The 12815-nt window shown below is 64.0% G+C and carries 16 protein-coding genes and 1 riboswitch; of the genes, 9 read left to right on the top strand and 7 right to left on the bottom strand.

Going from position 1 to position 12815, the window contains the following annotated elements:
• Positions 1–29 precede the first annotated feature (29 nt).
• Positions 30–650: a LuxR C-terminal-related transcriptional regulator gene (locus MAFF_RS06445; protein WP_010910075.1), complete on the bottom strand. Its 621-nt coding sequence runs from the start codon at positions 648–650 to the stop codon at positions 30–32.
• 425 nt (positions 651–1075) lie between these two features.
• Between MAFF_RS06445 and mgtE the strand changes: the two genes are divergently transcribed.
• Positions 1076–2488 (top strand): magnesium transporter, encoded by a 1413-nt coding sequence (gene mgtE, locus MAFF_RS06440; protein ID WP_010910074.1) that lies wholly within the window; start codon positions 1076–1078, stop codon positions 2486–2488.
• 135 nt (positions 2489–2623) lie between these two features.
• Complete coding sequence (locus MAFF_RS06435; protein ID WP_006203215.1) at positions 2624–3010, top strand: MerR family transcriptional regulator; 387 nt, start codon at positions 2624–2626, stop codon at positions 3008–3010.
• Positions 3011–3016: 6 nt separating this feature from the next.
• Here MAFF_RS06435 and MAFF_RS06430 read toward each other — a convergent pair whose 3' ends face one another.
• Positions 3017–3493, bottom strand: a complete 477-nt coding sequence (locus MAFF_RS06430) for a methyltransferase family protein (protein ID WP_010910073.1) — start codon at positions 3491–3493, stop codon at positions 3017–3019.
• Positions 3490–4488 (bottom strand): heparan-alpha-glucosaminide N-acetyltransferase, encoded by a 999-nt coding sequence (locus MAFF_RS06425; protein WP_010910072.1) that lies wholly within the window; start codon positions 4486–4488, stop codon positions 3490–3492. The genes MAFF_RS06430 and MAFF_RS06425 overlap by 4 nt, the downstream gene beginning before the upstream one ends.
• A 354-nt stretch (positions 4489–4842) precedes the next feature.
• Between MAFF_RS06425 and MAFF_RS06420 the strand changes: the two genes are divergently transcribed.
• A complete protein-coding gene (locus tag MAFF_RS06420) occupies positions 4843–6042 on the top strand; it encodes an MFS transporter (protein WP_010910070.1) in 1200 nt (399 codons plus the stop codon).
• A gap of 3 nt (positions 6043–6045) precedes the next feature.
• Here the strand turns inward: MAFF_RS06420 and MAFF_RS06415 are convergent, their stop codons facing one another.
• Entirely contained in the window at positions 6046–7221 is a 1176-nt protein-coding gene (locus tag MAFF_RS06415; protein ID WP_010910069.1) for an aromatic ring-hydroxylating oxygenase subunit alpha, read from the bottom strand.
• A gap of 131 nt (positions 7222–7352) precedes the next feature.
• Positions 7353–7550: riboswitch (cobalamin riboswitch) on the top strand.
• 33 nt (positions 7551–7583) lie between these two features.
• On the opposite strand from MAFF_RS06415, the gene MAFF_RS06410 reads away from it, so the two are divergent.
• The 4 genes from MAFF_RS06410 to cobO are packed head-to-tail and all read left to right on the top strand — an operon-like array spanning position 7584 to position 9718.
• Entirely contained in the window at positions 7584–7763 is a 180-nt protein-coding gene (locus tag MAFF_RS06410) for a CbtB domain-containing protein (protein WP_044547928.1), read from the top strand.
• A gap of 15 nt (positions 7764–7778) precedes the next feature.
• Positions 7779–8594 carry a CbtA family protein gene (locus MAFF_RS06405; protein WP_010910067.1) on the top strand — a complete coding sequence of 272 codons (816 nt, stop codon included), beginning with the start codon at positions 7779–7781 and terminating at the stop codon, positions 8592–8594.
• The gene (gene cobU, locus MAFF_RS06400) at positions 8587–9102 is read left to right on the top strand and encodes a bifunctional adenosylcobinamide kinase/adenosylcobinamide-phosphate guanylyltransferase (protein WP_010910066.1); all 516 of its coding nucleotides are present in this window, start codon (positions 8587–8589) and stop codon (positions 9100–9102) included. Before MAFF_RS06405 ends, cobU begins: the two co-directional genes overlap by 8 nt.
• 1 nt (position 9103) lies before the next feature.
• Positions 9104–9718: a cob(I)yrinic acid a,c-diamide adenosyltransferase gene (gene cobO, locus MAFF_RS06395; protein ID WP_010910065.1), complete on the top strand. Its 615-nt coding sequence runs from the start codon at positions 9104–9106 to the stop codon at positions 9716–9718.
• On the opposite strand, the gene cbiB is transcribed toward cobO, so the two are convergent.
• Positions 9715–10689, bottom strand: coding sequence for an adenosylcobinamide-phosphate synthase CbiB (gene cbiB, locus MAFF_RS06390; RefSeq protein ID WP_010910064.1), 975 nt, complete (start codon positions 10687–10689; stop codon positions 9715–9717). The two genes, cobO and cbiB, sit on opposite strands and share 4 nt — an antisense overlap.
• Between cbiB and cobD the strand changes: the two genes are divergently transcribed.
• A complete protein-coding gene (cobD, locus tag MAFF_RS06385) occupies positions 10688–11734 on the top strand; it encodes a threonine-phosphate decarboxylase CobD (RefSeq protein ID WP_010910063.1) in 1047 nt (348 codons plus the stop codon). The two genes, cbiB and cobD, sit on opposite strands and share 2 nt — an antisense overlap.
• Positions 11731–12240: a tyrosine phosphatase family protein gene (locus MAFF_RS06380; RefSeq protein ID WP_044547924.1), complete on the top strand. Its 510-nt coding sequence runs from the start codon at positions 11731–11733 to the stop codon at positions 12238–12240. The genes cobD and MAFF_RS06380 overlap by 4 nt, the downstream gene beginning before the upstream one ends.
• Before the next feature lie 24 nt (positions 12241–12264).
• Here the strand turns inward: MAFF_RS06380 and MAFF_RS37510 are convergent, their stop codons facing one another.
• Complete coding sequence (locus MAFF_RS37510) at positions 12265–12561, bottom strand: type II toxin-antitoxin system RelE/ParE family toxin (RefSeq protein WP_010910061.1); 297 nt, start codon at positions 12559–12561, stop codon at positions 12265–12267.
• The gene (locus MAFF_RS06370; RefSeq protein WP_027046965.1) at positions 12561–12815 is read right to left on the bottom strand and encodes a type II toxin-antitoxin system ParD family antitoxin; all 255 of its coding nucleotides are present in this window, start codon (positions 12813–12815) and stop codon (positions 12561–12563) included. The genes MAFF_RS37510 and MAFF_RS06370 overlap by 1 nt, the downstream gene beginning before the upstream one ends.

The following is a 12815-nucleotide window of genomic DNA, read 5'->3' as shown; positions in this document are numbered from 1 at the left end:
CGCGGGTGGGGACGGCCTACCCGGTTGGCCTACCCGAAAGGCTGCTTCTGGGTACGCCTCTCGCGCGCATAGAGCGCGACGGCCATCGCCCGGTTGCGGACGTCGAGCTTGTCGTAGAGATTCTTGAGGTGATACTTCACCGTGTTCTCGGAAATGCCGGTGCGCGTGGCGATTTGCAGATTGGTCCAGCCGTCGGAAAGCACCGCCAGCAACTCGCGCTCACGCACCGTGAGCTGCGCCAGCGGCGTGTCGTTGACCTTGTTGATGTCGATATAGGGGATGCAGATGCGGCCATGCGCGACCGCCAGAATCGTGTCGAAGATGATGGCCGGATCGTCGAACTGGAAACAGTAGCCCTGCGCTCCCAGCCGCACGCATTGCTTCAGGATGCCGATGTCATGGTCGTTGGAAAAGACGGTGATGCGCACGTCGAGCTTGCGGCTCTGGACCTCGGCCAGCACATCCGCGCCGTCCATGTCGGCGAGCTTCCAGCCGATGATTGCGACGTCGAAGCCGCCCTTGACAGCGAGATCCAGGAACTGCTTGCCGCTCTGCACGCTGCCCAACAAGTCGAAACGGCCGTCGCATTCGAGCATTTCACGCAGCGCCGATATGACGAATGGATTGCGCTCGGCGACGACAATGCGCATGCGCCGGTCGCCAATTGCCTTGCTCGTTTTCCCGGGCTTGCTGTTCAAGGGCCGTTTTTGTCCTGGGCTGATTGTGCGGCAACTCAAAGGCCAGGCTTCAGGCCTGGACCCGTATCATGACAATTCTGCCCCAATCGCGCCGGGGTGCTCTTTCCCCAGCGACATCGGCTGTCGCGCCGTCTGAAGCCGGGATTGGCTGGTTCCTGACGGGAAAGGCATTGTCAGGTGAAGCATCCGCGATACGCTCGCCGGGTGGCGTGGAGCGCGCGTTTCGTTTGATATTCCGTGCCTTAGAGCGATAAGTTCTCAAATCGAATCGCGTCCGCAGGCGAGATGCATCGGATTTCCGCGAAACCGGTTTCCGCTTTAAGCTCCGATGCTCTAGACCTGAGACACAATTTTTTCCGGGATGGCGGGAGGCGCTGGTGGAGGACAAGCAGACGATCTCCGCCAAGGCGACTGACGACGCCCATGCCGACATCTATGGCGAGGACGGTGCCGTCCTTTCGTCCTTCCTTGCCCAGATCGGCGCCGCGATCGCCGACCGCGATACTCTGACCCTCAAGCATGAAGTCGACCACCTGCACCAGTCGGAACTGGGCGACCTGATCGAGGCGTTGCATCCCGAACAGCGGCGAGCCCTGGTCGAACTGCTGGGCGCCGATTTCGACTTCTCCGCGCTGACCGAGGTCGATGAGGCGATCCGCATGGAGATCGTCGATCATCTGCCCAATGCGCAGATCGCGCAGGCGGTGCAGGAACTCGATTCCGACGACGCCGTCTACATTCTCGAAGACCTCGAAAAGGAAGACCAGGACGAGATCCTGTCGCAGCTGCCGTTCACCGAACGGATCAGGCTGCGCCGCTCGCTCGATTACCCGGAAGAGACCGCCGGGCGGCGCATGCAGACGGAGTTCGTCGCGGTGCCGCCGTTCTGGACCATCGGCCAGACCATCGACTACATGCGTGAGGACAAGAACCTTCCCGATCGCTTCAGCCAGATCTTCGTCATCGATCCGACCTTCAAGCTCGTCGGCGCCATCGATCTCGACCAGATCCTGCGCACCAAGCGCGCGGTCAAGGTCGAGGATGTCATGCATGAGACGCGCCATGCCATACCGGCGACCATGGACCAGGAAGAGGCGGCGCGGGAATTCGAGCAGTACGACCTTTTGTCGGCCGCCGTCGTCGACGAGAATGAGCGGCTGGTCGGCGTGCTGACGATCGACGATGTCGTCGACGTCATCCAGCAGGAAGCCGAGGAAGATCTGCTGCGCATGGGCGGCGTCGGCGACGAGGAACTCTCCGACACGGTGTTTGCAACCTCGCGCTCGCGCGTTCCCTGGCTGCTCGTCAACCTTTTCACCGCATTCCTGGCGGCCTCGGTGATCGGGCTGTTCGACCACACGATCGAGCGTATCGTGGCACTCGCCGTGCTGATGCCGATCGTGGCCGGCATGGGCGGCAATGCCGGTTCGCAGACCATGACCGTCACCGTGCGGGCGCTGGCGACGAAGGATATCGACATCTACAATGCCGCCCGCATCATCCGCCGCGAAATGGGTGTGGGCTTCATCAACGGCATTGTCTTTGCCGTTCTGATCGGCATCGTTGCCGCCGCCTGGTTTCGCGATCCGAATCTGGGCGGGATCATCGGCGCGGCGATGATCATCAACATGTTCGCGGCCGCTCTTGCCGGCATCCTGATCCCGCTCATGCTCGACCGGTTCAAGATCGATCCGGCCGTGGCGTCGGCGGTTTTCGTCACCACCGTCACCGACTGCGTCGGCTTTTTCGCTTTCCTCGGCCTTGCAAGCTGGTGGTTCGGGGTGAGGTAGCGGCCTCAATTGACTTTTACGTAAATGCCGTGCGAGGCTTGCGCGGGGGCCATGTCGATTCCGGCGGGCAAGGGTTGGTTCGGGACGGGAGGCAGCGCCGCGTGGCGCTGCCTAGGGTTCGGGCATGGAGCGACAATGCGGGAATATTACTCGATCACCGAACTGACCCGCGAATTCGACGTGTCGACGCGGACGCTGCGTTTCTATGAGGATGAGGGGCTGGTGCAACCGGTGCGGCGTGGCCGCACGCGGCTGTTTCGCCCGTCCGACCGCCATCTCATCCGGCAGATCATGCGCGGAAAGCGGCTCGGTTTCTCGATCAACGAGATCCGCGAAATCATCCAGATGTACAAGGAGCCGCCGGGCGAGGTCGGGCAGCTCAAGCTGATGATCAAGCGCATCGAGGAAAAGCGCGAGGATTTGAGGCAAAAGCGCCGCGACCTCGAGGAGACGCTGGCCGAACTCGACCAGGCCGAGGAGTCCTGCGTCGAGCGGCTGGTGGAGCTCGGCGTCAATACTTAACGCCGCTCAGATCCAGCGCCGCACCCTTTTGGCGTAATCGCGGTATTTCTTGCCGAACTTCGCCGCCAGCATCTTTTCCTCCCGCTCGATGGCGACCTTCTGCGTGGCGAAGGCGGCGATGAACGCCAGCGGCAGGAACCAGACAATCCCCGTGACAAAGGCGACGCCGATCAAAAGCAGCGTGTTGGCGAGATACATCGGGTTGCGGGTGACGCCGAAAGGACCTGTGGTGACGAGGTGGTCGGGCACCGCGTTGGGGTTGAGTGTCGTCCTGGCCCGGACCATGGTGCGGATGGCGGTGAACCAGAGTGCCGCGACGCCGAACAGCGCCACCCAGCCGGCGGCGAACAGCAGGTCGCCCAGCAGGTCGCCGATCCAGGGCAGCGGATAGAGCAGGCCGAGGATGACGCTGATGGCGATTGCCGCGACATAGATCACCGGCGGCCACGGTATCACCCCGGGCTTCGGCTGGGTTTCGGTCATTGTGTTCCTCCCTCGTCCACCTTGTCCTCGGTCTGGCCCGTGCAACTGGCGGCCAGATCGCCCAGATGCGCCCGGAATTCCGCACTCTGGTCGTTGTTCTCGAGCCGATCAAGCGCGGCCTCGCCCTCGAGCGTCGTCAGCATGCAACTGCAATAGCTCGAACAGAAGGTCGCGTTGCGCGTCTGCTCGCATGAGCGCTGGCAGGTCTTCAGGAAATTGACCTGCACCGTTTCGACCTGGGCCGGCATGACTTGCGAGAACAGCCAGACGCAGCCGATCAGCAGCGGCTGGTGGATCAGGTAGAAGGCGAGGCTGTGGCGGCCGATGAAAACCAGCGGATTGGCCCAGCGGCCGGGCATGAGGCTCGCAAGGCGGGCTCGCAGGCCGGAGGCGGAAGCGAGTTTCGCCACCCCAATGCCGATAAGCACCGCCCCGAACCATGGAAACAGCGGCACATAGTCGTTGGATCGCGGATTGATCGCCGAGAGGCCGATCCACCACAGCCAGGGATGGTCCAGCGCCTCGAAGCGCAGATAGATGGGCGCCGCGATGACCAGCGCTGCAACGACAAGGGTCAGCAGAGCCGGGAGCCTCAGGAAGGCGAGGCCGAGCAGGCTGGCGAGCGCGATCTGGTGCAGGATGCCGAAGAAGATGAATCCGTCCGGCGTCGCGATGCGGGTGACCACCGAAATGGCGATCGCCGCTCCGGCGACCATGGCGAAACGCTTCCAGAAACCGTTCCAGCGGATTTGCTGGCCGTGCGCGAGGTACAGGCTGACGCCGACCAGGAACAGGAAGGTCGAGGCGATGCAGCGCGCGTAGATCTTCCACCAGCCGAAGGCGGTGAGGCCTGGATCGGTGTAGCCGAAGAATTCCAGGTCCCAGGTGAAATGGTAGCTCGCCATGGCCAGCAGCGCGATGCCGCGCACGATGTCGATGGCGATGATGCGCCTGGATGGCTCCGGAACGGGTGCGGTCGGCGTATGGATGGTCATGGTCTCGCGATCTGATTCAGCCCCGCCTCAGGACTATCACGGTTGGACCGGACAGAAGAAGGCCGGGGCACCGGATCAAGCGACGCTTTGAGGTATGCTGATATTCAGGTGATGCCGGCCTGCAAACGGCGGCTTTCTGCCCTTCCGGTGCTCACGGACCTGAATGTCCACTCCACTCCGGTTCTCGAAAACCGCCATTTTCGGCTCGGCCTGACCTGAATCTCAACACACCTTGGGCCAGCGCCGGGAAGTCTTTGACCGACTTCGCTTTTCACGGCCTATGCGTCGGTTTCCTCTTAATCGCCCGGGAACGGCCAAGGCAGATTTGGCCGGTGATTCTGCTTTGGGGAAGCAATGTCCACCCATGTGCGCCATCCGATCTGGCTCCCGGCCCTCAGGGCCGCGGATGCGCGCACCTTCGCCTCGCTCTATGCGGTCGAATCCTTCGCCCGCGCCACGGTGTCGAGCGTCATCCCAATCCAGGCCTACGAAATCCTGCACAACGAGCAGATCGTCTCGATCCTCTACACCATCGTGGCGCTGCTCGGCCTGTCGGTGACCTTGTTCATGCCGATGCTGATCCGCCGCTTTGCCCGGCGCTGGGTCTACACCGCCGGCGCCTGCCTGCTCGCCATCGGTTCGCTGTTCTTCGTCACCCACACGCTGGCCGGGCAATTGGCAGGCATGCTGTGTCGGGTGATGGGCGCCAGTGCGCTTTCGATCACGCTCAACCTCTACATCATGGACCACATCCGCAAGACCGACTTCATGCAGGCAGAATCGCTGCGCATGGCGTGGTCGATGTTCGCCTGGACCGGCGGTCCGACGCTCGGCATCTTCCTCTACACCCGCTTCGGCATCTACGCCGCGCATGGCGCGGTTGCGGTGTTCGCGCTGGCGCTCTTGGCGCTGTTCTGGACCTATCGACTGGGCGACAACCCATCGATCCGACCCGGCAAGACACGGCCGGCGAATCCGCTCGCCAATATCGGCCGCTTCGTCGCGCAGCCGAGATTGAGGCTTGCCTGGCTGATCGCCTTCGGCCGCTCCTGCTTCTGGACGACATTCTTCGTCTATGGGCCACTGTTCATGGTGATCACCGGCGAGGGTAAGCTGGCCGGCGGCCTGCTGGTTTCGGCCGGCAACGCGCTTTTGTTCATGGCGATTTTCTGGGGCAAGGCCGGAAAACGCTTTGGCGGCCGGCGCACCATGACATTCGCCTATTTCGCCATGTCGGCGATGCTTCTGGCGGCGGGTGTCGTCGGCGAAACCGTGCCGCTGCTCACCGGCGCCTTCCTGCTGTGTGGCGCCTTTTTCACCATAGCGCTCGATGCGTTGGGCTCGACCGCCTTCATGCGTTCGGTGCGCTCCTATGAACGGGCGCAGATGGCGGCGGTCTATCGTACTTATCTCGACTTTTCCGAACTCACGCCGCCGCTGGTCTATTCGGTGGTGCTGGCCTTCTTCGGACTGGGCTCGGTGTTCGTCACGCTCGGCCTGCTGGCGGCGGTTTGCGGTTTTGTCACGTGGCGTTACTTGCCGAAGTCTCTCTGACGATCAGGGCTTTGGTACAAGCGCCGCGTGGCGCTCGCGCACCCAGTTGTGGAAGCGGTGTAGTTCATACTCCTCCGGCATGAGCACGCCGGCCTGGTGACGCATCGAGCGCAGGCCCCTCTGGTTGACCTCGCAGATCGCGGCGTCCTCTTCCAGCACCTGTGTGCCGAAGGCGACGATGTTGTCGATATCGGTCGCGGCCAGCGCCTCGGGCGCGAACAGCCACTCGGCGACAAGTTCGGTCTCTTCCGGGCCGAGCGGCACCAGGCGTACGGTCCTTACATAGTCGACATGGCCGACGATGAACATCGAGGGCAGGCTGGTGGCGTAGGTCTGGCCGGCGGCGCGTTCGGCTGGCGTCAATCCGGAGAAGACCGGCCCGTGCGCCTGGCCGTCGCGCGACCAGGTCTCGGCGCCGGCGCGCAGGCCGCCGGAAAATTCCGGTGCGTCATTGTCGGCGTGGTGCGTCCATTCGGGGTCGTCGTGCCGGCTCATCAGGCCGCGGCCATAGATCGGCACCAGCCGCGACAGGTCCTTGTGGACGCCCGGGCAGTGCAGGCACTCGTTGAAGTTCTCCCAAAAGATCTTCCAGTTGCAGTGCATCACCTTGCGCAGCACATGGCCCGATAACAGCGTTTCCAGCGGCCAGTTGCCGAGATTGCCGGAGGCCGGGTCGAAGGATGCCTGCGCGGAGCCCGCCGCATCCTCCTGCAGATTGATGAACACGAAACCGCGCCACACCGAGAGCGCGACGCGGTAGAGCGGATGGTCGGCCTTGTCGAAGCCGTCCGGCAACGATTTCGACGGCACGCGCACGAGGTCGCCGCGCAGTGAATAGGACCAGGCGTGGTAGGGACAAGTGATTAGCCGCGCCTTCAGCCGGCCCTCGCTCTCCTGGCAAAGCTGCGAGCCGCGATGCCGGCAGGTGTTGTGGAAGGCGCGCAAGGCGCCGGTGTCGTCGCGCAGCACGACGATGTCCTGCGTGCCGATGCGGAATCGGCGGAAGGCCAGTGGCTGGGCCAGATCGGCCTCGCGGCAGACGAGCAGCCAGTTTTTGTACCAGATGGCATCGAGGTCGCGCTGGTAGCTCTCACCGTCCCAATAGGCCGACGAGGGCAGGGTCGGTTCGGCCTGGGTCAGGCCATTGTAGGGGGCGCGCTCGCTGGCAGTGGGCTGCATGGCTGGCTTCCTGTGAGGCGGCCAGCCGACACCCGGCAGGAAGAATTGTCAATTCTCGTGCCTGGAAACGGCATGGCGCAATCGCGCTGTTTGCCGGCGGAATTTGGTTTGCCGCGTGTCGTGATTTTCCCTATAGTCATGCAGTCGTCGGTTCCGTTTTGGAGCCAAGAGGGAATGCGGTGCGGGCGAAATTCTTGCCCAATGCCGTGGCTGCCCCCGCAACTGTGTGCGGTAGTCCTCTCCATATGCCACTGAAGATTCGTCTTCGGGAAGGTGGGGAAGGGCGCTGATCCGTGAGCCAGGAGACCTGCCGACGACGGCAAAACTGACAGGCCCTCGGGTGGAGGGTGAAAGGACAAGATATGAATACCGCTTCCATCTCCCTCGGCACCTCCGTCTCCTCGCAGTCGCGCTTCATGCAGCTGGCGCTTGCCGCACTGCTCGGCACGTTCATCATCGGCTTTGTCGGCTTCTCGCATATCGATGCTGTGCACAATGCCGGTCATGACAACCGGCATTCGATGGCGTTTCCCTGCCACTGACGAGGATCTGACATCATGAATCTGTTTCGCAACGTCGTGTTCATCGCGGCGATCGCAGGGCTCGTGGCCGGCGTTGTCCTTGCCTGCATGCAGGCCTATGCCACCGTACCACTGATCCTCAAGGCGGAAGTCTACGAACAGGCCGAAGGCGGCCATAGCCATGACCATGCCGCCGCACCCGCGACGCCAACCGGGGCCGCCAGCGGCACCGCGATGAGTTCGGCCCCACCGGCGGCAAATTCGATGAGCGCCGCCACCCCGGCTCCGGCCGTAGCCGCCGCTCCGGCCGAAGACGAGGGCTGGGCACCGGCCGACGGCTTCGAGCGCTTTGCCTTCAACGTCGTGTCCAATGTCGTCACCGGCATCGGCTTCGCGCTGATCCTGGTCGCGGTTTCGGAATTCGCCGGCGGTATCGGCAATTGGCGCCAGGGCGTCTTCTGGGGCCTGGCCGGCTTTGCCGTCTTCACATTGGCGCCCGGTCTCGGCCTGCCGCCGGAACTGCCCGCCATGCCTGCCGCCGACCTGACGCAGCGCCAGATCTGGTGGGTGGCGACCGTGATCGCGACCGCCATCGGGCTCGGCCTGATCGCGTTCCGCAAGTCGCTGCCGCTGGCCATTCTTGCCGTGGCGCTGATCGTTGCTCCGCACATTGTGGGTGCGCCGCAGCCCGACAGCTTCGAGACGCCGATCCCGGAAGGTCTGCACCACCAGTTCGTGGTGGCGGTGACGCTGACCAATCTGGTGTTCTGGCTGGTGCTCGGCGCCGTCGTCGGCGTGGTGCGCGGACGCTTTACCGGCACGGCGACCAGCCTGCGCGACAGCTTTGCCTGATCGCAACAAGCTGACCTTCATCATCGGCGGTGCGCGCTCCGGCAAGAGCGCGCATGCCGAAATCCTGGTGACGGCGTTGCCGTCGCCATGGACCTATATCGCTACCGCGCAAGCCTATGACGACGAGATGCGTGAGCGCATCGCGCTGCACCGCTCGCGGCGCGGCGAGGGCTGGACGACCATCGACGCGCCGCTCGACCTTGCCGGCGCGCTCGAGGCATTGCCCGACAACCAGCCGGTGCTTGTCGACTGCCTGACGCTGTGGCTGACCAATCACATGCTGGCCGATCACGACGTCGCAGCCGCGTGCCGGCGGCTGGCGGATGTGCTGTCACGACCACGCGGACCCTGGTTCGTGGTCTCCAACGAAGTCGGGCAAGGGATCGTGCCGGACAATGCCTTGGCGCGCCGGTTTCGCGATGACGCCGGCCGGCTCAACCAGCAGGTCGCGGCGATCGCCGATACGGTGCTGCTGATGGTGGCGGGGCTGCCGCTCAAGGTGAGGTGACATGACCGACATCGACAATAAGGACGAAGAGCGCCATCGCGCCAAGATGGCCAAGCGCAAGGCGGTGCAGGATGCCGAGGTGGCGAGCAAGACGGTCGAAAAGGGGCTGCTGATCGTCAACACCGGTCCGGGCAAGGGCAAGACCACGGCTGCCTTCGGCCTGGCGCTGCGGATGCTTGGCTATGGTAAGCGCGTCGGCGTCGTGCAGTTCATCAAGGGCAAGTGGCACACCGGCGAGAAGGATGCGTTTTCTGCCTTTGGCGACCGCGTCGTCTGGCACGCGATGGGCGAGGGCTTCACCTGGGAGACGCAGGATCTGAAGCGCGACATCGCCGCCGCCGAGGCCGCCTGGGCCAAGGCGCTCGAGTTGATCGCCGACCCCTCGATCAGCCTTGTCGTGCTCGACGAACTCAACATCGCGCTGCGTTACGATTATCTCGATCTCGACAAGGTGGTCGCGGCGCTGAAGGCGCGCCGCGAGGGCCTGCATATCGTCGTCACCGGCCGCAACGCCAAGCCGGCGCTGGTCGAGGCGGCCGATCTGGTCACCGAGATGGGCGTGACCAAACACCACTTCTCGGCAGGCGTGAAGGCGCAGCAGGGGATCGAGTTCTAGAACGCAAGAACGGCGATGACCGAAACCACGGCGAACAACGCGATCAGCAGGTAGTCAGCGACGCGGTAGAGCGTCAGCGCCCGCCTGATGTCGCCGCTGTCGACGTCGCGGCGGCCGCCTTCGCCCATAAAGACATCATCGACCACGATGCCGCCATAGCTGCGCGGCCCGGCAAGCGCCAGGCCAAGCGCGCCGGCCATGGCCGCTTCCGGCCAGCCGGCATTGGGCGAGCGGTGTTTTTTGGCATCGCGCGACACCGCCTGCCAGGCACTGCGGGGATCGGCGTCCTTGACCAGGAAAGCCGCCAGCACGATCAGCAGCGCCGTCAGCCGCGATGCCGGCAGGTTGATCCAGTCGTCGAAGCGCGCCGCCGCCCAGCCGAAAGCCTCGTGGCGGGGGGTGCGGTGGCCGATCATCGAATCGGCGGTGTTGGCGGCCTTGTAGGCAGCGCCGCCGGCGAGTCCGCCAACACCGGTCCAGAAGGCGGGGGCGACGATGCCGTCGGAAAAATTCTCGGCCAGGCTCTCGATCGCCGCGCGGCAGACGGCAGCACGGTCGAGCCCCTCGGGATCGCGGCCGACGATGCGCGAGACGGCGACACGGCCCATGGCGAGGCCGCCCGAATCGAGCGAGTCAGCTACGGCCTCGACATGTTCGTAAAGGCTCTTCTGCGACAGCAGCGACGTCGCCAGCAGCGCGGCAATGAAGAACCCCAGCGGCACGAACCAGAGCAGGACAAGCTGGACGAAGAGGCCGATCACCGCCGGCACCAGCACGATGACCAGCAGCGCCTGGACGCCGCGTTGGCGACGCAGCGCGTCGGGATCAGTGGCGCGGTTGAGCCTCAAGTCGAGAAAGGATATCAGCCTGCCGAACCACGTCACCGGATGGCCGATGGCGCGGAACAGCCAGTCCGGGTAACCCAGGACGAATTCGACGGCCAATGACAGGAAAGCGATCAGGACTGACATGAAGCTTCTTGAAGGAGCGGTGGACCATGGTGGAAGTCTTGGCCGGGCGAGGGCGCTTTTCCCCAACGCTCTTCAGCCTTTCGTCGACCTTTCGACCGGTATCAACCCGCACTCCTACCCGCTTTTCGAGCTGCCCGCCACCTCGCTGTGGCGATTGCCGGAAGCGGCACGGGCGCGTGAACTGACGGAGATCGCGGCCGGCACCTATGGCGCGCCGTCGCCGGCCAATGTCGTCGCGGCGCCCGGCACGCAGATCCTGCTGCCGCGCGTGGCATCGCTGGTCAGGCCCGGCAAGGCATTGGTGCTGGGGCCGACCTATGCCGAACATGCACGTGCAGCGGCGATTGCCGGGCATCAGGTGACCGAAGTCAGCGATTTTGCGGCGCTGGCGGATGCCGACCTTGCTATCATCGTCAATCCGAACAATCCCGACGGTCGCGTCATCGAGCGCGACCGGCTGCTGGCACTGGCCGCCGGGCTACGCGCCAGAGGCGGGCTGCTGGTCGTCGACGAGGCCTTCATGGATGTCGGCCCGCGTGAACACAGCCTCGCCGGTGATGTCGATCAGCGCGGGCTCGTCGTGCTGCGTTCCTTCGGCAAGTTCTTTGGGTTGGCCGGCCTGCGGCTTGGCTTCGCGCTTTCCGATGCAGCGACGGTTGGCTGGCTGGAAACGCAATTCGGGCCGTGGGCCGTCGCCGGTCCAGCGCTGGACTATGGCATTCGCGCGCTTGCCGATATTGGCTGGCAGGATGCGATGCGCGCGTCCCTGGCCGAGGGCGCGGCGCGGCTCGATGCACTCTTCGGCCGTTTCGGCGTGCCTGTAGCGGGCGGCACCACATTGTTCCGCTATTTCAGCCTGCCGGATGCCGCCAGCCTGTTTTCAGCGCTTGGCAAACGCGGCGTCCTGCTTCGGCATTTCTGCGATCGGCCGCATGTCCTGCGCGCCGGCCTGCCGGGGTGTCAGGAGGAATGGCGGCGGCTCGAATCGGCCCTTGCCGAATGGGCGACGCGGCGCGAGGATCGACAAAAAGGTTCAAAACAATGATCCATGTCTGCTCATTGGCGAAGATCGAGGAAACGGTGGCCAGGACCGGCGCCGACCGCATGCTGTCGCTGCTCTCCATCGGAACCGAGGTGACGCGTCCGGCCTCGATAGCGAGGGAAAACCATCTGCATCTCGTCATGCACGACATAGCGGTGGCGCAGGACGGCATGACCATGCCGGGGGAGGAGCATGTCCGCGACGTGCTCGATTTCGCCCGCCGCTGGGACCGGGCAAAGCCCATGGTCGTGCATTGCTATGCCGGCATCAGCCGCTCGACCGCTTCGGCCTACATCATCGCCGCCGCATTGGCGCCGAAACGCGACGAAGCCGAACTGGCCCAGACGTTGCGGGCGCTGTCGCCCTCGGCGACACCCAATCCGCGGCTCATCGCCGTGGCCGACGCACTGCTGGAGCGCAACGGCCGGATGATTGAGGCGATCCAGTCGATCGGGCGCGGCGCCGACGCCTTCGAAGGCACGCCGTTCGCGCTGAAGATCGAGGGCTAGCTGTGCCCATACATCGTTGTAGGACTATCGAGTGCCTTCATTCGCCCAATCTTCGTGCCCGTGGCGTACCCGGACAATGAACACGTCGCCGTCGGCTTCGATCCGGTAGACGACAAGATGGGCCTTGAAGGGATGGATACGCATTGGTGGCGACAATTCAAGCCGCTCCCGTGCCATTCGGGGACCGGCAGCGATCAGGTCAAAGATCGCGAACAACTCGTCATGATACTGTCTGGCCTGCACAGCACCGAACAGGCGCACCCCTTGCTCGGCAATACCGATGATGTCCTCTTCCGCGGCTAAAGAAAGGCGAAATCCCATTACCCGTTGCCGGGTGACTTTCCAGCGCGTTTGACCGCCTCAGTAAAAAGCGCGTCCCTGGATCGATTGCCGATACCACTCTTCAATCCGTCATCGACAAAGCGCTGCATGGCGGCAATGTTGTCGTTGCGCTCCTGATCCCGACGGATCAAATCGCGCACATAGTCGCTCGCGTTGGCGTAGCGACCCGTTTCGGTTTGCGCCTCAACCCAATCCTTCATCGGATCAGGCAATGATACGTTCATTGTTGCCAT

It is taken from the genome of Mesorhizobium japonicum MAFF 303099, assembly GCF_000009625.1.
In the GTDB taxonomy this organism is placed as follows: domain Bacteria; phylum Pseudomonadota; class Alphaproteobacteria; order Rhizobiales; family Rhizobiaceae; genus Mesorhizobium; species Mesorhizobium japonicum.
Note: the sequence above shows the minus strand (reverse complement) of the source record. Positions and strands in the feature narration are given on the sequence as shown.